The 22251-nt window shown below is 64.3% G+C and carries 20 protein-coding genes; 11 read left to right on the top strand and 9 right to left on the bottom strand.

Features of this window, described 5'->3' with window-relative positions:
- Positions 1-150: 150 nt before the first annotated feature.
- The 3 genes from ygfK to xdh all read left to right on the top strand — a co-directional run bounded on the left by ygfK (position 151) and on the right by xdh (position 6274).
- On the top strand, positions 151-3150 hold the full coding sequence (gene ygfK, locus QVN30_RS00910) for a putative selenate reductase subunit YgfK (protein WP_289835064.1): 3000 nt from the start codon (positions 151-153) through the stop codon (positions 3148-3150).
- A gap of 139 nt (positions 3151-3289) precedes the next feature.
- Positions 3290-3502: a 4Fe-4S binding protein gene (locus QVN30_RS00915; RefSeq protein WP_066829281.1), complete on the top strand. Its 213-nt coding sequence runs from the start codon at positions 3290-3292 to the stop codon at positions 3500-3502.
- A 15-nt stretch (positions 3503-3517) separates the two neighbouring features.
- Complete coding sequence (xdh, locus tag QVN30_RS00920) at positions 3518-6274, top strand: selenium-dependent xanthine dehydrogenase (RefSeq protein WP_289835065.1); 2757 nt, start codon at positions 3518-3520, stop codon at positions 6272-6274.
- A 257-nt stretch (positions 6275-6531) separates the two neighbouring features.
- Here xdh and QVN30_RS00925 read toward each other — a convergent pair whose 3' ends face one another.
- Together QVN30_RS00925 and QVN30_RS00930 are read right to left on the bottom strand one after the other, a co-directional pair.
- Positions 6532-7053: a type II toxin-antitoxin system VapC family toxin gene (locus QVN30_RS00925; protein WP_087202089.1), complete on the bottom strand. Its 522-nt coding sequence runs from the start codon at positions 7051-7053 to the stop codon at positions 6532-6534.
- Complete coding sequence (locus QVN30_RS00930) at positions 7050-7397, bottom strand: type II toxin-antitoxin system RelB/DinJ family antitoxin (RefSeq protein ID WP_087202087.1); 348 nt, start codon at positions 7395-7397, stop codon at positions 7050-7052. Before QVN30_RS00930 ends, QVN30_RS00925 begins: the two co-directional genes overlap by 4 nt.
- A 284-nt stretch (positions 7398-7681) precedes the next feature.
- Between QVN30_RS00930 and QVN30_RS00935 the strand changes: the two genes are divergently transcribed.
- Positions 7682-8008: an acylphosphatase gene (locus tag QVN30_RS00935; RefSeq protein WP_289835066.1), complete on the top strand. Its 327-nt coding sequence runs from the start codon at positions 7682-7684 to the stop codon at positions 8006-8008.
- Positions 8009-8090: 82 nt separating this feature from the next.
- On the opposite strand, the gene QVN30_RS00940 is transcribed toward QVN30_RS00935, so the two are convergent.
- The 7 genes from QVN30_RS00940 to QVN30_RS00970 form a co-directional block, all read right to left on the bottom strand.
- Positions 8091-9521, bottom strand: a complete 1431-nt coding sequence (locus tag QVN30_RS00940; RefSeq protein WP_289835067.1) for a 6-phospho-beta-glucosidase — start codon at positions 9519-9521, stop codon at positions 8091-8093.
- A gap of 133 nt (positions 9522-9654) precedes the next feature.
- Complete coding sequence (gene celB, locus QVN30_RS00945; protein ID WP_239283456.1) at positions 9655-10983, bottom strand: PTS cellobiose transporter subunit IIC; 1329 nt, start codon at positions 10981-10983, stop codon at positions 9655-9657.
- 31 nt (positions 10984-11014) lie between these two features.
- Positions 11015-11485, bottom strand: a complete 471-nt coding sequence (locus tag QVN30_RS00950) for a hypothetical protein (protein WP_087202080.1) — start codon at positions 11483-11485, stop codon at positions 11015-11017.
- 129 nt (positions 11486-11614) lie between these two features.
- Positions 11615-11914 carry a PTS sugar transporter subunit IIB gene (locus tag QVN30_RS00955; RefSeq protein WP_066833939.1) on the bottom strand — a complete coding sequence of 100 codons (300 nt, stop codon included), beginning with the start codon at positions 11912-11914 and terminating at the stop codon, positions 11615-11617.
- Positions 11915-12013: 99 nt separating this feature from the next.
- Positions 12014-12334 (bottom strand): PTS lactose/cellobiose transporter subunit IIA, encoded by a 321-nt coding sequence (locus tag QVN30_RS00960; protein WP_087202078.1) that lies wholly within the window; start codon positions 12332-12334, stop codon positions 12014-12016.
- An 83-nt stretch (positions 12335-12417) separates the two neighbouring features.
- Positions 12418-14463, bottom strand: a complete 2046-nt coding sequence (locus QVN30_RS00965; protein WP_289835068.1) for a BglG family transcription antiterminator — start codon at positions 14461-14463, stop codon at positions 12418-12420.
- 256 nt (positions 14464-14719) lie between these two features.
- Entirely contained in the window at positions 14720-15457 is a 738-nt protein-coding gene (locus QVN30_RS00970; protein ID WP_289835069.1) for an SDR family NAD(P)-dependent oxidoreductase, read from the bottom strand.
- Between the two features lie 144 nt (positions 15458-15601).
- Here QVN30_RS00970 and QVN30_RS00975 point away from each other — a divergent pair, with 144 nt between their 5' ends.
- From QVN30_RS00975 to QVN30_RS01005, 7 genes are all read left to right on the top strand, one after another.
- A complete protein-coding gene (locus QVN30_RS00975; protein WP_289835070.1) occupies positions 15602-16273 on the top strand; it encodes a TetR/AcrR family transcriptional regulator in 672 nt (223 codons plus the stop codon).
- Positions 16274-16539: 266 nt separating this feature from the next.
- Entirely contained in the window at positions 16540-17577 is a 1038-nt protein-coding gene (locus QVN30_RS00980) for a macro domain-containing protein (protein WP_289835071.1), read from the top strand.
- Positions 17578-17676: 99 nt separating this feature from the next.
- Positions 17677-18348 (top strand): vWA domain-containing protein, encoded by a 672-nt coding sequence (locus QVN30_RS00985; protein ID WP_289835072.1) that lies wholly within the window; start codon positions 17677-17679, stop codon positions 18346-18348.
- Positions 18349-18419: 71 nt separating this feature from the next.
- Entirely contained in the window at positions 18420-19130 is a 711-nt protein-coding gene (locus tag QVN30_RS00990; RefSeq protein WP_289835073.1) for a metallophosphoesterase family protein, read from the top strand.
- A gap of 684 nt (positions 19131-19814) precedes the next feature.
- Positions 19815-20420, top strand: coding sequence for an SOS response-associated peptidase family protein (locus QVN30_RS00995; RefSeq protein WP_289835257.1), 606 nt, complete (start codon positions 19815-19817; stop codon positions 20418-20420).
- A 158-nt stretch (positions 20421-20578) separates the two neighbouring features.
- Positions 20579-21004 carry an ATP-binding protein gene (locus QVN30_RS01000; protein ID WP_289835074.1) on the top strand — a complete coding sequence of 142 codons (426 nt, stop codon included), beginning with the start codon at positions 20579-20581 and terminating at the stop codon, positions 21002-21004.
- A gap of 75 nt (positions 21005-21079) precedes the next feature.
- Positions 21080-22147: an ISL3 family transposase gene (locus QVN30_RS01005; protein WP_289835075.1), complete on the top strand. Its 1068-nt coding sequence runs from the start codon at positions 21080-21082 to the stop codon at positions 22145-22147.
- Positions 22148-22251: the final 104 nt, after the last annotated feature.

A 22251-nucleotide genomic window follows, 5' to 3' on the forward strand; every position in this document is an offset into this window, starting at 1 on the left:
CACGCGGGGCCGCGCAACCGCGGTCGGGGCACTGCATCGCCGGCAGCGACCCGACCGGCGGCCCCGCTTGCAATCGGTACTCGCCCGTGGGCGCATCGCGGGCGCAACGCATGCGGGGGAAGTGCCCCGCATGGCACAGAGGAGATCAGTATGAGCGACATCATGAGGCCCATCCCGTTTTCGAACCTGATGGACTGGGTGCTGACCGAGCATGAGACCCAGGGCTCCATCTTCGGCGTGCGCAAGATGGTGACCGCCAACAAGGAGGGCGCGCTTCCCATCTTCGACGAGAAGATCGAGACGCCCTTCGGCCCGGCCGCCGGCCCCAACACGCAGCTCGCGCAGAACATCATCGCCGCCTACGTGGCCGGCTCGCGTTTCTTCGAGCTGAAGACCGTGCAGATCATGGACGGCGAGGAGCTGTCCGCCTGCGTGAACAAGCCCTGCATCACCGCGGCCGACGAGTGCTACAACTGCGAGTGGTCCACCGAGCTCGAGGTGCCGCAGGCCTATGCCGAGTACGTCAAGGCGTGGTTCGCCTGCCACCTGATTGCGCGTGAGTACGGGCTGGGCGAGCCGGATGGCTTCGTATTCAACATGAGCGTCGGGTACGACCTCGAGGGCATCAAGTCGCCCAAGGTCGACGCCTACATCGAGGGCATGAAGGACGCCTCGGGCTCCGAGGTCTGGGCCGAGTGCCGCGCGTGGGCGCTTGCGAACCTCGACCGCTTCGAGCACGTGGACGCTGACTTCGTCGACGCCATCCCCGCGCGCGTGTCCAACTCCATCACCGAGTCCACGCTGCACGGCTGCCCGCCCGATGAGATCGAGCGCATCGCGACCTATCTCATCACCGAGAAGAACCTGAACACCTACATCAAGTGCAACCCGACGCTGCTGGGCTACGACTTCGCCCGCGCGCGCCTCGACGAGCTCGGATTCGACTACATCGCCTTCGATGACAAGCACTTCCTCGAGGACCTGCAGTGGGCCGACGCCGTCCCGATGTTCGAGCGCCTGATCAAGCTCACCTCCGAGCGCGGCCTGGACTTCGGCGTCAAGCTCACGAACACCTTCCCGGTCGACGTCACCCGCGGCGAGCTGCCGAGCGACGAGATGTACATGAGCGGCCGCACACTGTTCTCGCTCACCATCGAGCTCGCGCGCCGCATCACCGAGCAGTTCGACGGCCGCCTGCGCATCTCCTATTCCGGCGGCGCCACCATCTACAACATCCGCTCGCTGTACGACGCGGGCATCTGGCCGATCACCCTGGCGACCGATGTGCTCAAGCCCGGCGGCTACGAGCGCATGAGCCAGATCGCCGGCGAGTTCGACAACCTGGACGGCCGCGCCTTCGAGGGCGTCTCCCTCGAGGCCGTGACCAAGATCCAGGCGGACTCGCTCGTGAACCCGCTGTATCGCAACCCGCTGCGCAAGCTGCCCTCCGCCAAGGTCCCCGGCGGCGTGCCGCTGACGGACTGCTTCACCGCGCCCTGCCGCACCGGCTGCCCGATCTCCCAGGACATCCCTGCCTACCTGGCCGCCGTGGAGGAGGGCCGCTTCGAGGACGCGCTCTCCATCATCATCGAGCGCAACGCGCTGCCGCACATCACCGGCACCATCTGCCCGCATCCGTGTGGCAAGAGCTGCGAGCGCGCCTTCTATGAGCCCGAGGGCGCCCAGATCCGCGCGAGCAAGCTGCGCGCCGCGCGCGAGGCGTTCGCGACCGTGCTGCCCAAGCTGCAGGCCCAGGCGGGCAAGGTGGCTTCCGACAAGAACGTCGCCGTCGTGGGCGGCGGCCCCGCCGGTCTGGCCGTGGCGTTCTTCCTCTCGCGCGCCGGCGTGCCCGTCATCATCTTCGAGGCCAAGGACTCCCTGGGCGGCATCGTGCGCCACGTGATTCCCGAGTTCCGTATCGCGAGCGCCGACATCGACGCCGACGTCGAGCTCTGCCGCGCCTTCGGCGTCGAGGTCAAGCTGAACGCCCGCGTCGAGTCCGTCGACGCGCTCAAGGCCGAGGGCTACACCGACGTCGTCGTGGCGACCGGCGCCTGGCTGCCCGGTTCCGCCGGTCTGGCAGAGGGCGCCGAGATGGACGTCCTCGAGTTCCTCGAGGCCGCCAAGAAGGCTCCCGAGACCCTGAATCTCGGCACGGACGTCGTGGTCATCGGCGCCGGCAACACCGCCATGGACGCCGCGCGCGTGGCCAAGCGCGCCGACGGCGTCGAGAACGTGCGCCTGGTGTACCGCCGCACGAAGGCCCAGATGCCCGCCGACGAGGAGGAGCTGGACTTTGCGCTCGCCGACGGCGTCGAGTTCATGGAGCTGCTCGCCCCGGTGTCGCTCGCCGACGGCCAGCTCACCTGCAACGTCATGAAGCTCGGTGAGCCGGACGCCTCCGGCCGCCGCGCGCCCGAGTCGACGGGCGAGACCGTGACCGTGCCCGCCACCACCGTGATCTGCGCGGTGGGCGAGCGCATCGACGCCTCCCTGTACGAAGGCGCCGGCGTCGAGGTCGACCGCCGCGGCCGTCCTGCCGGCGTCGCCACCGGCGTCGAGGGCGTGTGGGCCGCGGGCGACTGCCGCCGCGGCCCCGCGACCGTGGTCGAGGCCATCGCCGACGCCGCCGAGGTCGCGCGCGCCATCGCGAACGTCGACTTCAACCATTACGCGGATGCCAACGAGCAGCTCGACGTCGAGTCCTACATCGGTAAGAAGGGCAGCCTCTGCCGCGACAAGGCCAACTGCATGCACACCCGCTGCCTGGGCTGCGCTGCGGTCTGCGAGGTCTGCTGCGACGTGTGCCCCAACCGCGCCAACGTGGCCATCGAGGTGCCCGGTGTCGAGAAGCACCAGGTCATCCATGTCGACGGCATGTGCAACGAGTGCGGCAACTGCGCCGTGTTCTGCCCGTATGAGACCGGCCGTCCCTACAAGGACAAGCTCACGCTGTTCTGGAGCGGCGACGACATGCTCGCCTCCGAGAACGACGGCTTCATGAGGCTCGCCGACGGCAAGTTCTCCGTGCGCCTCGCGGGCGAGATCCGCGTGGTCGACGTGGACGACGCATCCTGCGGCCTGCCCGAGACCGTGCGCCGCACAATCGCCGCGGTGCGCGACTCCTACGGGTACCTGTTCGTCGAGTAGAAGTATGAGGCGCGGGCGCGACCGTCGTGGTCGCGCCCGCGCCTGCGCGTAGCCGTGAGGGACGGGTGCAGGCGGCAGATGCCCGTGCGTCCCCGTCCTCTGTGGCATACGAGAGGCAGTTCGGAGAGAGGAGGGCTCCATGAGTCCCGAGACCCATCAGATCTGGGTTGCGGCCGAGGGCTGCATCGGGTGCGGCATGTGCGAGCGGGTGTGCCCGTGCGGCGCCATGCACGTGACCGACAAGCAGGCGGCCATCGATTACGACCGCTGCATCAGCTGCGGCATGTGCGCCACCAAATGCCCCAAGCATGTGATTCATGACAGGCTCGGCATTTTCGCCGCCGCCGAATAGAGAGGAGGTATCGTCATGGCCAAGCAACCGGTCAGCTATACCTTTACGGTCAACGGCGTCGAGCGGACCGTGACCGAGAAGAAGCCGCTTCTGCGCTATCTGCGCGACGACCTGCATATCCATTCCGCTAAGGACGGCTGCTCAGAGGGCGCCTGCGGCACCTGCACCGTCCTGGTGGACGACCACGCCGTCAAGGCGTGCGTGCTCACGACCGAGCTCGCGGCCGGTCGCGACATCGTGACGGTCGAGGGCCTGCCCGCACGCGAGCAGGAGGCGTTCGTCTACGCGTTCGGAGCCGTGGGCGCCGTCCAGTGCGGCTTCTGCATCCCCGGCATGGTGATGGCGGGCGCCGGCCTCATCCATCACGTGCCCGATCCCACCGAGGATCAGATCAAGGAAGCCATCAAGGGCAACGTGTGCCGCTGCACCGGCTACAAGAAGATCATCGAGGGCATCGCCCTTGCCGCAGCCATCCTGCGCGGCGATGCCGAGATCGATCCCGAGCTGGAGCGCGGCGACAAGTACGGCGTGGGCGAGCGCGCCTTCCGCGTGGATGTGCGCCGCAAGGTGCTCGGCTACGGCAAGTACCCCGACGATATCGACGAGACCGATTTCCCCGACCTCGCCTATGCGAGCGCGGTGCGCTCCAAGTACCCGCGCGCACGCGTGGTCAAGATCGATGCGGACAAGGCCCGCGCCCTGCCCGGCGTGCTCGCGGTCCTCACGGCGGCCGACGTTCCCGTGAACGCGGTCGGCCACCTCATCTACGACTGGGACGTTATGATCGCCGAGGGCGACATCACGCGCTGCGTGGGCGACGCCATCGCGCTCGTGGTCGCCGAGGACATGGCCACCTGCGAGCGCGCCAAGAAGCTCGTCAAGATCACCTACGAGGAGCTCGAGCCGGTGCGCAGCATCGACGAGGCCCGCGCCGAGGGCGCCCCGAAGCTGCACGACAGGTTCCTCGCGTTCGGTAACTGGGTCGAGCTCGAGAACAACATCTGCCAGCAGCGCCATGTGGTGCGCGGTGACGCGGCGACCGCCCTTGCGGGTGCCGCCCACAAGGTGACGCGCACGTTCAGCACGCCGTTCACCGAGCACGCGTTTCTGGAGCCCGAGTGCGCCGTGGCCTTCCCCTACAAGGGCGGTGTCAAGGTGTGCTCGACCGACCAGGGCGCCTACGACTCCCGCAAGGAGATCGCCCACATGTTCGGCTGGGACGCCACGCCCGAGCGCGTGGTCGTGGAGACCATGCTCGTCGGCGGCGGCTTCGGCGGCAAGGAGGACGTGTCCGTCCAGCATCTGGCGGCGCTCGCCGCCATGGCCGTGAACCGCCCGGTCAAGTGCCGCATGACGCGCCAGGAGTCCATCAACTTCCATCCCAAGCGCCACGCCATGGAGGGCACGTTCACGCTCGGTTGCGACGAGAACGGCATCTTCGTCGGCCTCGACTGCGAGATCAACTTCGACACCGGCGCGTACGCGTCGCTGTGCGGCCCGGTGCTCGAGCGCGCCTGCACGCACTCGGTCGGCCCGTACTGCTACCAGAACACCGACATCCGCGGATACGGCTGGTACACGAACAACCCGCCGGCCGGCGCGTTCCGCGGCTTCGGCGTGTGCCAGAGCGAGTTCGCCCTCGAGATGCTCATCAACCTGCTGGCCGAGGAGGTCGGCATCAGCCCGTGGGAGATCCGCTACCGCAACGCCATCGAGCCGGGCAAGGTGCTGCCCAACGGCCAGATCGCGGATTGCTCCACGGCGCTCAAGGAGACCCTGCTCGCCGTGAAGGACGTCTTCGACGCCCATCCGGGTCATGCCGGCATCGCCTGCGCCATGAAGAACGCCGGCGTGGGCGTCGGCCTGCCCGATGCGGGCCGCTGCAAGATCCGCGTGGAGGAGGGGCGCGCCGTGGTGTACTCGGCGACCTCCGACATCGGTCAGGGCTGCAACACCGTCTTTCTGCAGGACGTCGCCGAGGCGACGGGGCTGCCGCTGGCCTACATCGCCAACGGCGAGTGCTCGACCGAGAACGCGCCGGACTCCGGCACGACCTCCGGTTCGCGCCAGACGCTGATCACCGGCGAGGCCGTGCGCGGCGCCGCCTTCCTGCTGCGCGACGCCATGCTCGCCGCCGAGGCAGGCGACGAGGTGCCGACGGAGCCCGTGGTCGCCCACGGCGACGGCTTCATCGTGGAGTACGCGGACGGCACGCCCTACCAGGGCCCCGGCTCCGCGGTGCATCCTGCGGACCCGACCACCTCGCTCGCCAAGCTCGAGGGACGCGAGTTCTCCTACGAGTACCTCGAGAAGACCGACAAGCTGGGCGCCGACGTGCCCAACCCCAAGAGCCATGTGGCATACGGCTACGCCACGCACGTCGTCATCCTCGACGACGAGGGCCGCGTGACCGAGGTCCACGCCGCGCATGACTCGGGCAAGGTCGTGAACCCCATCGCCATCCAGGGACAGATCGAGGGCGGCGTGCTCATGGGCATGGGCTACGCCCTGACCGAGGACTTCCCGCTGAAAGACGGCGTCCCTCAGGCGAAGTTCGGTACGCTCGGGCTGTTCCGCTCCACGGACATCCCCTATATCAACGCGATCTACGTCGAGAAGGACGAGCTGCTTCCCGTGGGCTACGGCGCCAAGGGCATCGGCGAGATCGCCACGATCCCCACGGCGCAGGCCGTGGCGGGCGCCTACTATGCGCTCGATGGCGTCTACCGCACCAAGCTGCCGCTGGAGAATACCTACTACTCCAACAAGTAGCACCGCTCCCGTAAGCGACCATCTGCGCCCCGTCCGGTCCCGCCGGGCGGGGCGCTTTGCGGCAGTTTGAGGGGCGGGCCCCAGACTGCCATGCTGGCAGGTGGACAAAACTTGCATTCCACACGACAGAGAGGCCAAAAGGAGGCTCTGTCGTGTGGAATGCAAGTTTCATCCACGTCAGCGCAGCTGGGTAGGATAAAGCTGTCGAGCGAGAAGGGGGTGGGGAGCATAATTGTTTGGTGCCTGTCCCCAAACTGTCATTTCGTACGTTCGGCCAGTAGCGCAAGTCCCTCTTCGGCAGTGAGACAAAGGTCGCCCATATGCCGCTTAAGTGTGGCGTCGTGCGTCATGAGGTAATCTGCTCCCACGGTATCTGCTGCCGCGAGAACGAGGTCGTCCTCAAGGTCATCGTGGATGCGCTTGTACGTGAACGCGCCAAGTACCTCGGTATGGCCGATGGGCGCCACCAGGGCCTTTTCCAGCACATTGCGTACGCAGCCCCACGATACCTCGCGGGCCGCTGCGGCGATTTCAGGCGTGATGTCCTTACCGGCGCGCCGCGCATCGAGTTTCATGAGGCTTGCCAGCTGGTAGGCAAGGTCTTTGAGGGAAAGCGACGGGACGTAGAGAGCGACATCCTCGCGCTTATAGGCCTCCGCCAGGAACGCGCTGACGGCATCGTGATGTGTCCCACGTGCAAGGAAGTAGTCGAGCCATATGTTGGTGTCGACAAGGATTTTGATGGGGGTGTGAGCGGTATGGCCGGTAGACGCCATCATGCGAGCCCCCATTTCTCAAGCTGCTCTGCGGCGGAGAGTTCACGAAGCTCATCGTAATCGATGGCGCCGCGTGCGGGTTCTTCAATGCCGACCTGCTGGTAGAACGAGGAGACGAGAGCAGCGCCTTCGGACGCGCGGTCGGGTGTGCCGGTATGCGCGGAGTCAGCGGCATGCTCAGCACGCAGCAGATGTGCGAGCGCGGGGGGAAGTGTACCCTGTACGGTAACGAACTCCCAGAGGGCGCGTACGATCTGGGATGGGGTGTACCCAAGTTCGGCAATCACCGCATTGCCGGATGCCTTGAGGGCGGCATCCATGCGGATGTTCATCTGCGCTGCAGCCATTGCTTCCTCCTGCTATACGGGTGCAAAACTAAGTATAGCATACCGTTTGACCGGGAGGGCGGTACAACGGTTCGGTGGCTGTCCCAACCTGCCACGCCGGCGGATGGGCAAAACTTGCATTTCACACGGTAGAGAGGCCAAAAGAAGGCTCTGTCGTGTGGAATGCAAGTTTCATCCACGCGACACTTGCTGAGCGGACGGGCCGCGTCTTCCCAGGGACCGTTGGCGGGGTACGATAGTTGTGACATGCGAGGGGAGTGGGGAACATGACGCCGCAAACGTGTGTGGACGAGATCTTGAGCGCAGGCAGCACCGAGGACATCATCCGGGTGCATGTGCTGTTCTGCGGGCCGGTCCAAGGGGTGGGGTTCCGCTGGAACATGCAGTCCTTTGCCGAGGAGGCAGGCGTGGCGGGCTGGGTGAAGAACCTGCCCGACGGAGCCACCGTGGAGGCGGAGCTGGAGGGTACGCGCATTGCCGTGGCCCAGCTCATCGCGCGTATGGACGCTCATTACGAGCAGTTCGATGCTTGGTTCCCCTCGCGCTTCGAGGTCGGCTCGTGGCGGGAGGTTTCCCTGCAGCACGACACCTCGTTCACCGTACGCAGATAGAAAAAAGGGCCGGACTCAACCGTGTCGAGCCCGGCCCTCACTGTGCAGTCGTCGGAATCCGCGATAGCCAGAGTCACGAATCCTAGCCCAGGTCCTCGCCGTTCGTGGCGATAACCTGCTTGTACCACGCGAACGAGTCCTTGCGGGAGCGCTCGAGCGTGCCCTCGCCCTTGTTGTTCTTGTCCACGTAGATGAAGCCGTAGCGCTTCTCCATCTCGCCCGTGCCGGCGGATACGAGGTCGATGCAGCCCCACGGCGTGTAGCCCATGAGGTCCACGCCGTCCTCTTCCACGGCGAGCTTCATCTGCTCGATATGGGCGCGCAGGTAGTCGATGCGGTACGGGTCGTGGATGGAGCCATCCGTCTCGACCTTGTCATAGGCGCCGAAGCCGTTCTCGACGATGAAGAGCGGCAGGCCGTAGCGGTCGGTGAACCAGTTGAGGGCGTAGCGGAGGCCGACCGGGTCGATCTGCCATCCCCAGTCGCTCGCCTTGACGTGCGGGTTGCGCACGAAGTCCGCACCCTCGTGGTAGTCGAAGTGCGGGTTGTCCTCTTTCCACTCGATGGTGTGGCTCATGTAGTAGGAAAAGCCGATGTAGTCGACCGTCCCCGCCGCGAGCAGCTCGATGTCCTCCGGCGTGATGTCGATGTCGTAGCCGCGGCGCTCCCACAGCGCCAAGACGTTCGGCGGGTAGGCGCCCAGCGCATGAACGTCGGCGTAGTAGTAGCGCAACTGCATCGCCTTCGTCGCCATGAGGATGTCCTCGGGCTTACAGGAGAAGGGGTAGACCGGGCACATGGCGATCATGCAGCCGATCTTGAAATCGGGGTTGATCGCATGGCCGATCATGACGGCCTTCGCCGATGCCACGAGTTCGTAGTGGGCGGCCTGGAACATGGCGAGCTCGCGGTTCTCGCCCTTCTCGGCGACGATGCCGGAGTCGACGAGAAGGGCGAAATCATCCATGTAATCGGCCTGGTTGTTGATCTCGTTGAAGGTCATCCAGTACTTGACCTTGTCCTTGTAGCGCATGAAGCACGTGGTGGCGAAGCGCACGAAGAAGTCGATGAGCTTGCGGTTGCGCCAGCCGCCGTACTTCTTGACCAGACCGAGTGGGATCTCGAAATGGCTGAGCGTGATGACCGGCTCGATGCCGTACTTCAGGCACTCGTCGAACAGGTTGTCATAGAACTTCAGGCCCTCCTCGTTCGGCACCTCCTCGTCGCCCACGGGGAAGATGCGCGCCCAGCTGATGGAGGTGCGGAAGCACTTGAACCCCATCTCGGCGAGCAGCGCGATATCGCCCTTGTAGCGATGGTAGAAATCGATCGCCTCGTGGTTGGGGTAGTTCTCGCCCTCGAGCACCTCGCCGGTATAGCGACGGCGTGTGCTCACGTTGCCGGCGGTCGTCACGTCCATGATGTTGACGCCCTTGCCGCCCTGGTCCCAACCGCCTTCGAGTTGGTGCGCCGCAACGGCGCCTCCCCAGAGGAAGTCAGTGCGAAACGCCATGTCATGTCTCCTTTCAGCGAAGGTTCTCGGTACGTCGTGAGAGCAATGGGCGACGAGGCCGCCCGGCGCGCGTTGTCCGGGCGGCCTCGGGCCGCGATGGTCGATACGGTGCGAAAAGGGGATGGAATCGGGTTTACTCCGCCGCCTTGGCAGCGGCCTCCTCCTCGCAGAGCTGCTTGTCGTAGCGCTTGAAGAACGGGAAGTAGATGAGCGTCGCCACGACGACGTCGAGGACGGCCACGGCGGCCGCGACCAGGCTGCCGCCCGTGGAGATCATGGCGCCGATACCGACAGGGGTCGGCCAGGGCACCTGCACGAGGACCGAGGGGATGATGCCCAGCGTGATGGCGAAGTAGGAGATGGTCGCCGCGGCCATGGGCGCGAGGACGAACGGCACGGCGAGTGCGGGGTTGTACACGATGGGCAGGCCGAAGAGGAGCGGCTCGTTGATGTTGAAGAACGCGGGCACGATCTCGGCCTTGCCGATGGCCTTGAGCTGCTCGGACTTCGCCATCGTGACCATGAGGATCGACAGGCCGAGTGTGCAGCCGGAGCCGCCGATGATGACGAATGCGTTGTTGTACTCGCCGGCCCACACCGCGGCACCGCCGTCGGCGTTGACGACGAGGTTGGCGATCGCGATGGCGGTCAGCGAGGAGGTGACGATGGTGGCGCCGTGGATGCCGACGAGCCACAGGGCGTGGATCAGGAAGTAGATCAGCAGGATGCCGGGATAGGTGCCGACGATGTTGACCACGAAGCCGAACGGGATGGCGATGAAGTCGTAGAAGTTGGTGCCGAACATCATGAAGACCGTCTGGATGAGCATGCAGACGATGGCGACCAGGAAGCCGGGGACGAGAGCGGTGAACGAGCGGGCGACGCCGTCGGGCACGACCTCGGGAAGCTTGATGACGATCTTCTTATCGACACAGGTCGCGTAGATGCGCACGGCGAACCAGGCGATGATGAAGGCGCAGAAGATGCCGGTCGCGCCGAAGTTCGCCGGGCCGTCGCCGCCGAGCTCCCAGCCGTTGTACACGACGGAGCTCCAGGCGCCGTCCTCGCCGGCGACGATGCTCGTGATGCGGCTGATGACGCCGTCGACGAAGCCGACCTGCGGGGCGAGCATGAACATGGCCATGATGGCTATGAGCACGCCGTTGAGCGGCTTGATGTCAATGCCGTCCTCCTCGGAAAGGATGCGCGAGTACTCGAACGCGGTGCCGATCAGGAAGTACACGGCGATGCACCCGATGGTGGCGTGATTCGCCAGCATGTAGAGCTCGGTGATCTGATCGAACGAGACGGCCCAGATGCCCTGGAGGTCAGGGAACGCCTGGGGAAGGACGTTCAGGATCAGGAACATGGAGCCCACGATCGTGAAGGAGATCGATGTCATACCGGCTTGGGTGATGGAGCGAATCATGCGGAACTGAGACAGCTTCGTCATCGGACCCATGATGTATTTCTCGAGAAAGTCAAACACAGGACTACTCTCCCTTCCGTTGTCCTGCATGCTCAAGCGCCTTGAGGTAGAGGCCGTAGCGCTTCTTGTCGCGGCGATCGCGCACGAGCACGATACGCCAGACAATGAGGGCCTTGAGCGCGAGCAGTATCGCGCACAGGCCGATGCCGACGACCGGGGTGGAGAAAAACGGGAAGAACGCCTCCTTGCCGAAGACGGCGGTGATCGCGATCTCGAGCACCGACAGGAAGCAGCCGATGATGAGCGCGACGTGCGAAGCCCTGAGATATTCGATATCGTGCGTGAGCACGCGGTTGACCTCGAGCAGCACGATGGCGCCGAGTGCGATCTCCGAGGCGGGCGCAGCGAGCGCAACGAGGCTGTCTGTTGTCGCGAACAGCATGACGCCCCAGTACAGACCCACGAAGAAGATCCCTGAATCCAGATATCGAATCAGCATGTAGCGGTTCCACTTCGCGGTGTTCACCTGCTGCATCTGGCGAAACGAAATCTCTTCCTCGGTGGGTCCGCGCCCGGCCCTGTCATGAAGCCGGCGACGCTCCGCGCGAATGCGCTCTTTCCGTTTTCCCTTTTTCACGCTTGAGCTCTCTTATCTGTTGCTGGCCTACGCCAGGATCTTGTCGATCTGCTCGAAGATCGCCGGGCAGTTCTGGCGTCCGTAGTCCTTCATGGGGATGACGTCGACGGGCAGGCCCTGGGCCTTGGCGACGACCTTGTCCTTCTGATAGGAGATCTGCGGACCGATGAGGATGCAGTCATAGCCGTCATCGGCGGGGTTCTTGAGCTCGGAGAAGCTGCGGGCGGCGATCTCGAGGTCGATGCCGTTGTCCTTGGCGTAGGCCTCCATCTTCTTCATGAGCATGCTGGTCGACATACCGGCTGCGCAAACGAGCAGTACCTTCATGTGAGTACTCCCTTCGGTAGAGCGGGATCTTCGGGTCCCGCGACGGTCGCTCGAGGGGCCCGGGGGTGCGGTCTGTTCGACCCCGGGCCCCTTTCAGGACTATTTGTCCTGCTTGAGCTCGTACAGGTTGATGATCTCCTCAGCCAGGTCCTGGCACAGCATGGCGGTCATCAGGTGGTCCTGCGAATGGACCAGCAGGACGTCCACGGGAACGTGGTCTCCGCCGGCCTCGCGGGAAAGCAGCTTGGTCTGCTCGTCATGCGCGGCGAGACCCGCGGTGCGGGACTCCTCGAGCATCTGGCGGGCCTCGTCGAACTTGCCCTCACGGGCGGCCTTGATCGACTCCATCGCGAGGCTGCGCGCCTGACCGGCTGCAGCGACGATTCCGAACGAAATCATCTCCATGCTTTCCTCTGCCATCTTCGTCACCTCCTCGTGTGTGGTCTCGTGCTTTATAGGTCCTATCTAGAAAACCGGTGCGAACCCGGTCCGTAGATATGCGTTCACGTTCCGGGCGAGCCGTCCGGCTCTCCTGAGAGGGCGCTTTCGAGTAGCGCCATGAGGGTCTCCCAGTTCTGGCGCTTCAGGAGCGTGTCGACGGCCTCCTTGTCGACAAGGACGCTCGCGAACGCACTCATGAACTCGTGGAGTGGCATCTCGCCGTTCCGTTTCTTGTCGGAGAAGCCGAGCAGGAACACCGCTTGGACCGGCTGGTCGTCTGCATCCCATGCCACAGGGTGATTAAGCAGGCCGACGCAGATGAACGTCTCGTCACTTGCCGCCTCGATGGGATGCGGGGTCGCGACGCGGTTGCCGAACGACGTGGGCACCAGGGCCTCGCGTTTCCAGACGAGTTCGCGGAAGTTCGACGCCACCGAGCACGTCTCGCACGCCCGGTCGAGCAGGAAGTCGAGCACCTTGCGCTTGGACGTCAGGGTCATGTGCGGGAAGAACAGGGAGCGCTTGAAGTAGGGCGGGACCTTGCCCGGTTTGCTCCGCGAGTCGAGGACCAGGCGCATGTCGATGACCTCGTCGTCATCGAGGAAGTAGGAGACCTCGCGAACGGGGACCGGAAGCTTGCGGTTGATCGGCACGGTGGTGAACACGTAATCGATATGCGAGAAGTCGACGTTGTCGATACCCATGAGGTCGCAGGTGAAGATCCGGTCGACGTAGTCGGCGAACTCGCGGCGGCAGCGGTATTCGAGCAGATGGGCCGATCCCGCGCCCGACGCGCAGATCACCAGGATGTTCTTCTTGGGAATCTTGGATTTCTGCCGCTCGAGCGCGAGCGCGAACGCCAGGGCGATATAGCCGATCTCATCCTCGCTGACCTCGGCGCCGTATTTGCGCGCGAGCACGATTGAGGCTTCCATGGCCATGGAGTACGCCAGGGCATAGCGCTTCTTGATGTCGTCGATCAGCGGGTTCTTCAGGTTCATGCGGTAGCGCAGGCGCACCGCGAGCGGCACGATATGGCGCGCGAGGTTCATATGGAGTTCAAGGTCGTTGCGGAAATCGAACCGGAATGCCTTCCAGACGCACTCGATCATCTCCTCGACGACATGCCAGACGTCGTCGGTGATGATCAGGCCCTCGTCTTTGGGCGAGTCGCCGAGCATCATCCGCTTGCCCGCGAGGTGGATGGAGATGTAGGCGATCTCCTCCTCGGGCAGCAGGCTCTCCTGGCCCAAGGCCCCCTCGATCGCCGCGACGATCTTCTCGGCGACCCTGAACTCGTCGGTGCCCTTCATCTGGTCGAGCTGATCGGATGCCATCGGCACATAGCAGTGCTCTTGGATGCGGACGAGCGCTACGGCGATATGGACGATGAGGTTGCGGTAGGCGGCAGTGTTGATCTGGAAGTGCTCCTCCCGGATGACGCGGGAGACGCAGTCGGACACGATGTCGAGCGTCGTGTCGCTACCGGCGTCGGCGCCATCGCCCGCGTTCGCATCGGGATCCGGCTCCTGCCTGTCTTTGAACAGGCGGGAGAACAGCGTGTCGAGCGAGCGGTTCGTCTCGCTCTCGATGTCGCCCATGGCGTCGTTGAAGCGGTCGACGATGACGTTCGCCAGGCAGATGCGGCGCGACAGCTCCGGACCGGTGATGCGGATGCCGTAATGGGGGCGCGTCTCGATGGAGAGCCCGTAGCCGTCGAGGAACTCCTGGGCGTGCTTGAGGTCATTGGAGACGGTGCCGCGCGATACGAACATGAACCTGCTCAGATCGTCCAGCTTGACCCAGTCGTTGCGCATGAGCAGATCGTTGAGCAGGAGCATCAGGCGCGCCTTCGGGGTCTGCACCGCCGAAGACGCCCCCACCCCCTCGCGCCAGGTGTCATAGGCGTACGGGTCTGATATCTCCATATGGTAGCCGCTCTTGCGGTTCAGCTTGATAGCCGCGAACCCGCTCATCGTCCTGTTGATCTGGTTGACGTACGTCCTGACGGTGCGTACGCTGACCCCGATGTAGTCAGCAAGGGCGTCCGGCGTTATGCCCGGATGGGTCTCGACATATGCAGCAAGCGTTTCGGCTCCGATGCGCATTGATACATACCTCCTTACCGTTTTATGGTATGTGTACGAAATGTGAAGTTCCAACGATGAAAGTTCCGGTGCAAAGCGGAAAGAATTGAACAAAACGAAAACCGCTGTTTCCGCAGGTATATAACGGTCCTATTGGTAATCTGCCATATGTTTCGGAAAGCCGCGCCGCGTTTTTTTGTCTGGGCGTTAAGAGCACGGCCGCCGAGGGGAATGGGAACCCTCGACGGCCGAATACGAAGATTGTCGAAGGTCAGGTCTACGCGACCATGCCGCCGTCGACCACGATGTAGGTTGCCGTGACGTAGGAGGCCTCATCGGAGGCGAGGAACGCCGCCACGGTTCCGATCTCGCGCGGTTCGCCACCGCGGCCCATGGGGATCCTGGAGAGCGTCGAGCCGGTGAACTCGCCGTCACGCGGCATCATCTCGGAGAAGATGGTGCCCGGGCAGATGGCGTTCACGCGGATGCCCTTGGGCGCGAGCTCGACGCCGCTGCTCTTGGTGAGCGAGATGGTTGCCGCTTTGGATGCAGCGTAGGTGGACAGCGTGGGCGCCGCCCCGAGGCCACCGACCGACGCGATGTTGACGATCGAGCCACCCTCGCCGATGGCGTTGGAGAACAGCTTGGTTGCCAGGAAGTACGCGCGAATGTTGACGTTCATGACGGCGTCGTAATCCTTGGCCATGTCCATATCGGTGATGGGGAAGGGGTGCATGACGCCGGCGTTGTTCACGAGGATGTCGACCTTGCCGTACGTGTTGACGGTGCGGTCGAGCAGGTTTTGGACGTCCTGCTCGACCGTCATGTCGCAGCGGACGAACGTAGCGTCGTAGCCTTCGGCGCGATAGCCCGCCTCGATTTCGCGGCCCCGCTCCTCGCGCCGCCCGCAGAAGACGACCTTAGCGCCCTCTTCCAAAAAGACCTGCGTGATACCGATGCCGATGCCAGCGGTGCCGCCAGTGACGACCGCAACCTTGCCTTCGAGTTTGCCCATGGTAACCGCCTTTCCGCGTAGGAGCATGATGCGTGTGGGACGATTGTCCCGCCCGTTACGTTCATTATTCGTGGGAGACGTGGGATACTCAATGTACGGTTCTGAGCGATGTGCCCATTCAGCAGTTCGCGGAAGGGGGAGCCGATGGCGCGCCACACTGATCGAATCGAAGCGGGCCGTGCTGCGGCATCCGTCCACGTTGAGCGGATTGCCGACCGGACGCGCACCATGCGGGAGCGCCACGCGCCCGAGGCGTTTGAGCGCGCGTTTCTGGGGCTTGCGCTCGAACGCGGCTCGACGGGCGTGACGGCAACCGATGTGATCGAGGCCTCCGGGTATAGTCGTGGCAGCTTCTACCGGTATTACGCCGATCTGTATGATCTGCTCGAACAGCCCATGTCTTCCGAGGCCGAGGCCTACGTATGGTTGGTGAGTCGGGCGGTGGAGCAGGGGCTCTATCTGGAGCGCGAGTTCGACCGCGTGCTGTGCGTGGCGAACGATCTGCTGATTCATGTGGAGGACCGCCTGCTGTTCTACCGGGCGCTCTTTTCGTCCGATGTGGACTGCATCGGATTCGAGGAGTTCTGCAGTCGGGCCATCGCGTGCTTTCGCGCATCTGGCTACCACGTCGTATGCGAGGGAGCGGGCGAGATTGACGAGGACTTCTATTACTGCTGCACCACCCGATCGTTTCTGATGTACATCAAGTACTGGGTCGAGCGCGGCTGCAGTACTCCCCGTGAGCAGCTTGCGCGCCAGATAGCGTCTATGAGCGCGCCGGAAAGCGCGGGCATGCGGCCGCGCTTTCTGAAATAAACAGGGATTACCCGCCATTGACGGGTGCGTTTGGCAGCGCCCGTCCCGCCGCGGCCTCCTTCCTGCCAAAATGCCCCGTCTCAATGGGTTGCTTGGGGACGGGTTCGTTTCAACCCATCCGGCGGCCCCTGCGGTTCCCGCGAACCGGAACGGAAGCGTCCCGCCACAGCCCCCTCCTTCCAAAATGCCTCGCTCCAAGACGCATCAGAGCGCAGGTGTGGGACAATGGGCATGGTTCCAGTCGATGCAATAGGACGGGGTGCGTCATGCCGTTTACCATCGAACGCAACGATATCGCCAGGGTCCATGCCGACGTGTTGGTGAATGCCGCCAACGAGCAGCTGGCTCCGGGAGGGGGCGTGTGCGGCGCGCTGTTCGAGGGGGCGGGGTACCAGCAGATGCTCGCGGCGTGCCGGGCCATCGGGCACACGCCCACGGGAAGCGCTGCCGTCACACCGGGCTTCGACCTGCCGTGTCGCTGGGTCGTGCACGCGGTGGGGCCCGTATGGCGCGGAGGGTCGCATGATGAGGAGCAGCTGCTCCGCCGGAGCTATCGAAGCATGTTCGCCGAAGTTGCTCGCCTGGGCGCCACCTCGGTTGCGTTTCCGCTGATATCGGCGGGCATCTACGGGTATCCGATCCGCGATGCGCTGCGTATCGCGCGCGAGGAGACGGCGGCGTTTCTGGATGAGCATGATGACGTGCGGGCGACGCTCGTCGTGTTCACGCGCGACGTCATCGTGCAGGGAGGCCGGCATCTTGCGGACCTGCGCGCCTATATCGACGATACGTATGTGGAAAGCAGCCCGCACATGCGTTGCCGGCTGGCGGAGATGCCGCATATGGATGTGCCCGATGCGGCTGCGATGGACGCCATGGCTGCGCCGGGACAGGCGCCCGGGGTCGTGTGCGCCGGTGCTCCTCGAAACGAAGATGAGCTCGCCGACCTGCTCGATCATCTCGATGAACCCTTCTCTACAACGCTTCTTGCCCTGATCGACGCGCGCGGTCTGACCGATGCGCAGGTGTACAAGCGCGCGAACATCAGCAGACAGCTCTTTGCCAAGATCCGCTCCAACCCGGCGTATAAGCCGACCAAGCCGACGGCGGTGGCGCTCGGCATGGCCCTCGAGCTCACCTACGACGAGCTGCAGGACCTGCTTGCCCGCGCAGGGCTCACGCTGTCGCGCAGCAGCAAGTTCGACGTGATCGTCGAGTTCTTCGTCATGCGCGGCGACTACAGCATCTTCGATGTCAACGAGGCCCTGTTCGCGTTCGACCAGCCACTGTTGGGATCTGCCTGACGCGTGCGCGGACGAGATGTCGCCTGGCGGTTTACCTGCCGCCTGCGGCCAGACGGTAGTCTTCAGGGTGTCAGGAACCTCGACGCCAAGGAGGCAACCATGAGCAAGAAGCAGCAGGACAAGCAGGGTCTTCGCACCGAGATCGTCTTCATCTTGGATGCGAGCGGGTCGATGAGCGGCCTTGAGAGCGATACGGTCGGCGGGTTCAACGGCATGATCGAGCGCAATCGCGAGGAGCCAGGCGAGGCGGTGGTGTCGACCGTCATCTTCAATGACAAGAGCCGCGTGCTGCACGACCGCATCGATATCCGAAAGGTGCCTCGCCTCACGTGCGGGCAGTACCGCTGCAGTGGTTGCACGGCGCTGCTGGATGCGGTAGGCGGCGCCATCAAGCACGTCGACCTGGTGCAGGGCGTGCTCCCTGACGGATACAAGGCGGACAAGGTACTGTTCGTCATCACGACGGACGGGATGGAGAACGCGAGTCGGCGCTTCTCGTATGCGCAGATCAAGAACATGATCGAGCGGCGGCGAAAGCAGGGTTGGGAGTTCCTGTTCATCGGTGCCAACATCGATGCGGGGGCGGAGGCGGAGCAGCTGGGAATCGAGCGCGATCGCGCGGCGGACTATCTGGCCGACGAGCAGGGCACCGAGGTGCTCTATGCTGCGATGGCATCGGCTGTGGCGAGCGTGCGCAGCGCACCGACGGGCGGGGTGCTGGGGAACACCTGGCGCGAAGATCTCGACGAAGATATCCGCACGCGTCGCTAACGAAGAGCCCGCCACGGAGGCGGGCTCTACCATGGGGGACAGGTACAATTGGCGGATGAGGAGGGGTCGCTATGAGTATCTGGATCTCCGGGGACATCCACGGCAGTATCGATATCAAGAAGCTTTCGTATCGCCGCTGGCCGGAGGGCCGGATGCTCACGTCTGAAGACCAGCTCATCATCTGCGGGGACTTCGGCATGCCGTGGGATGGTTCCAACGAGGAGAAGTACTGGCTCGGCTGGCTGTGCGACCGGCCGTGGACCACGTTGTTCGTGGACGGCAACCACGAGTGCTTCCCGTATCTTGCGGAGCTGCCCGAAAGCGAGCGATGGGGAGGCAGGGTTCAGGTGTACCCCGATTACCCGAGCATCATCCATCTCATGCGCGGCGAGATCTACGATATCGATGGGGCGCGCATCTTCGCGATGGGTGGGGCGGCGAGCCACGACAAGCAGTGGCGCACGCCCGGTTGGGACTGGTTTCCCGAGGAAATGCCGCGTGTGGTGGAGCTTTGTGCGGCTGAAGGGCGGCTCGAGACGGTCGGTTGGCAGGTTGACTACGTGGTCTCGCATTGTTGCGCCACGCGTATGCTCGACGCGGCGCTTGCGCGCACGCCGTATCCCGACGGGCGCGACATGCCGGATGCTCTGAACGAATGGTTTGACATGCTGGAGGATCGGCTGACATATCGTCGCTGGTACTTTGGGCATTATCATGCGGACGCGGAGCTGGACGAGCGGCATCGGCTGCTGTACCGGGATATCGTGGAGCTGGGGAGCTAGGGGGACGCGGGGCTCTGTCGCGCTGCTCCTTTCGGGCCGTCCGCGGGAAGGGCAATGCTGGCCGCAATTATGGACGTCCCGGGCACGTGAGCTCCCGCGGTAGAGGTTCTGCATGCGTGCGGTGGGGGATCCGCACCGCAAAACCCCAGGATAGCAGGGGTCAATAATTAATGAAAATGAATTTGGTATCAACTCTCAAGGTACTCAAGATAACAGCCAAATCTGATAAGCCCTTTGAACTGCTGATTCTTTCATGCGCCAGCCGCCGAACGTCTCCGCGGGGCGCTCAAAATGTCTCAAAGAGGCCTTTATAACCCAAATATTGATACCAAATTCTTTCGGGTGCCCTCACATGTCTAGATAAAACCTTTTATCTAGGTGCGATTCTCCCTACGGGCGGATACAACGGGTTTGTCGCGTGTCGTACGGTACGGGTGTTGCCTCCTGGTCGTACGCGCTATCGTCTTGGTGGACAGGCGCAGCCTGAGGTTTTGCCCTAGCGGGGTGATGTCGGCGCGACGCGAAGGGCCTTCGCGTCGGTACAGGGTTTGCCAGTGATGAGCTCGCAATGCTCGACGAGGCAGGGTTGTTCCATCGCCGCTTTCCGCGCGCTCCGCAGCGGAGCAGTAGCGCGTATCATAACCACAAATGTCGGAAACCGGAGGTTGCGCGATGTGCCAAAGAATGTGTCCGCTGAGTTTCGAGGAGGCCCAAGAGGTCCTTGCATCGCGCGAGGAGACGGGGCGCGCTCGCGTGACGGCGGACGAAACGTTCGATCCGGCGCGCGATGCGTGGCCTGGTTCGATGGTTCCCGCGCTTGTTCCCAACGAGAGCGGGCAGCTTGTCGCCGCGAAACTGATATGGGGTTTCGACGCTCCAAATGGGTCGCGCGCTGTGTTCAACACGCGAATAGAGACGGCGCTGGCGCAGCTGCGCGACGGACGCGGCATGTGGGCCGGGGCTATCGCGCGCGGGCGCTGCTTGGTTCCGGTGCGAGCGTTCTATGAAGGACACGCCACCGAGCGCGTAAAGAGTGAGCGTACAGGTAAGCCCGTGCGCCGACAATATCGGTTTCTCATGCCGGGTGCCAAAGCGTTTCTTCTTGCCGGCGTGTGTCAGGATGGAAAGCTTTCCATTGTGACCTGCGAGCCCAATGCTGCGGTCGCACCCGTGCACAACCGCATGCCGCTCGTGCTGGGACCCGGGGAGTCGAGCATATGGCTGGGGCCGAATTTCGAGATGCTTGCGGACCGCAGCCGCGTGCGGTTGATATCGGAGCCAGAGCGGTAGGAGCGTCGTTTCCGGCGGGGCATCAGGAGCACGAGAGGGCCCTGTGTGCCGGCGCCGAATGTTCTGAATAGAATGAATATTTCCAATAAAACAAATATTTCCACTAAAATGAGGTCAAAGGCCGAACATGACGACGTGCACCCATTCCTGCAGAGAGCGTGGGCAAGACCCACCTCGCCGTGGCCATCGGCATCGAGGCCGTGCGGGCGGGGCGCGAGGTGAGGTTCATGGACTGCGCCAGGCTCGTCGAGGACCTCCAGGACGCGCAGGCCCGCGGGATCCTCAAGAAGCGCCTCAAGTACCACGCGCACTCGAAGCTGCTCGTCATCGACGAGCTGGGATACCTCGACATAGGCGAGGGCGGGGCCGACCTGCTCTTCCAACTCATCTCGACGCGCTACGAGCAGCGCTCGACGATCATCACCACCAACGTCGGCATCGGCGGCTGGGGGAGGGTGTTCGGGGACGACGTGGCGGCGAGCGCGATCGCGGACCGCGTCTGCCACCACTGCCACGTCATCAAGATCACGGGCAGGTCCTACCGGCTGAAGGACCTGCCGCGCGAGAGGAGGGGCACCGAATAGCCGAAAACGGTGGAAAAGCGTTGGCGGAACCGGTGAAAGTGCGTTAGCGCGATCGGCGCCGATTCGTTTGCGCAGATGGTGAAAAGTAGGTTGACGGTATCACGGGACCGTCGCGCACCGCCGCGTGCCGCGCGCCGACTGCCCCGAGCACGGGCCAGGACCGTCCGCACGCCCTGGGAGCTGCGCCCCGACCCGCACTTCACCGCCCTCTTCGAGGCGCAGGTGGTCGTGATGGCGATGTCGGGCGTGGCCGTGACGGAGATCGCGCGGCGGGTCCGCGAGCCGGACTCCAGGATATGGGACATGCTGGGCCGCGCGGTCGACGAGGCGAGGGAGGGCGCCGGCTGCTCGGGCGCGCCGCGCGTCGGCGTCGACGACACCGCCCGCGCCCGGGGCCAGCGCCACATCTCCGTGATGGCCGACGTGGACGGCCGGCGCGTCGTGGCCGTCACCGAGGGCGGGGGCAAGGGGGCGCCCGCGAGGCTCTGCGACCAGCCCGGGGCGCACGGCGGGGACCGCTCGGCCGTCGCCGAGGTCACCCGCGACATGGCGAGCTCCTACTCGCTGGGCTGCGCCGAGGCGATGCCGAGCGCGGCCCAGACCGTCGACCGCTTCCACGTCATGCGGCCGCCCTCGAAGGCCCTCGACAAGATGAGGTGCGCCGAGGCGAAGAGCTGCGAGGAGAAGGGGCGCCTGCTCAGGGGCACCAAGTACGTGTGGCTGAAGCGCCCGGAGAACCTCACGGAGCGGCAGGCGGAGAAGCGGGCCTCGCTCGCCTCGGAGCACCTGCTCACGGCGCGGGCCTGCGCCATGGTGGAGGCGGTGAGGGCCGTCTACTCGTGCGCCGCGAGGGAGGAGGCCGCCGCCGAGCTCGACTGGGCGGTCTCCTGGATCATGCACTCCAACGTGCCGGAGATGAAGAAGGCGGCGCGCAGCATCCGCGACGAGCGCGAGGGCGTGCTCAACTGGTTCTCGGCGAGGTCCTCCAACGGCTTCCTCGAGGGCATGAACTCGATCATCCAGTCCCTCAAGCGGGCCTCGAGGGGCTTCGGGAACGTCGGCTACTTCACCACGATGATATTCCTGAGGCTGGGCCGCCTGGACTTCTCGGCCCAGATGGCATCAGGATGTGCTACCCACTAGAAACCCGGAAGAGCCGACTTTAGCGACACGATTCCGTTTGGCAAGCTGGTGATTGCCAGTCGATAGAGGCCTAGTTGCAGAAGCTCGTGTCTTATCACTAATTG

Origin of the sequence: Collinsella ihumii, from assembly GCF_030385545.1 — a bacterium.
Lineage (GTDB): Bacteria > Actinomycetota > Coriobacteriia > Coriobacteriales > Coriobacteriaceae > Collinsella > Collinsella ihumii.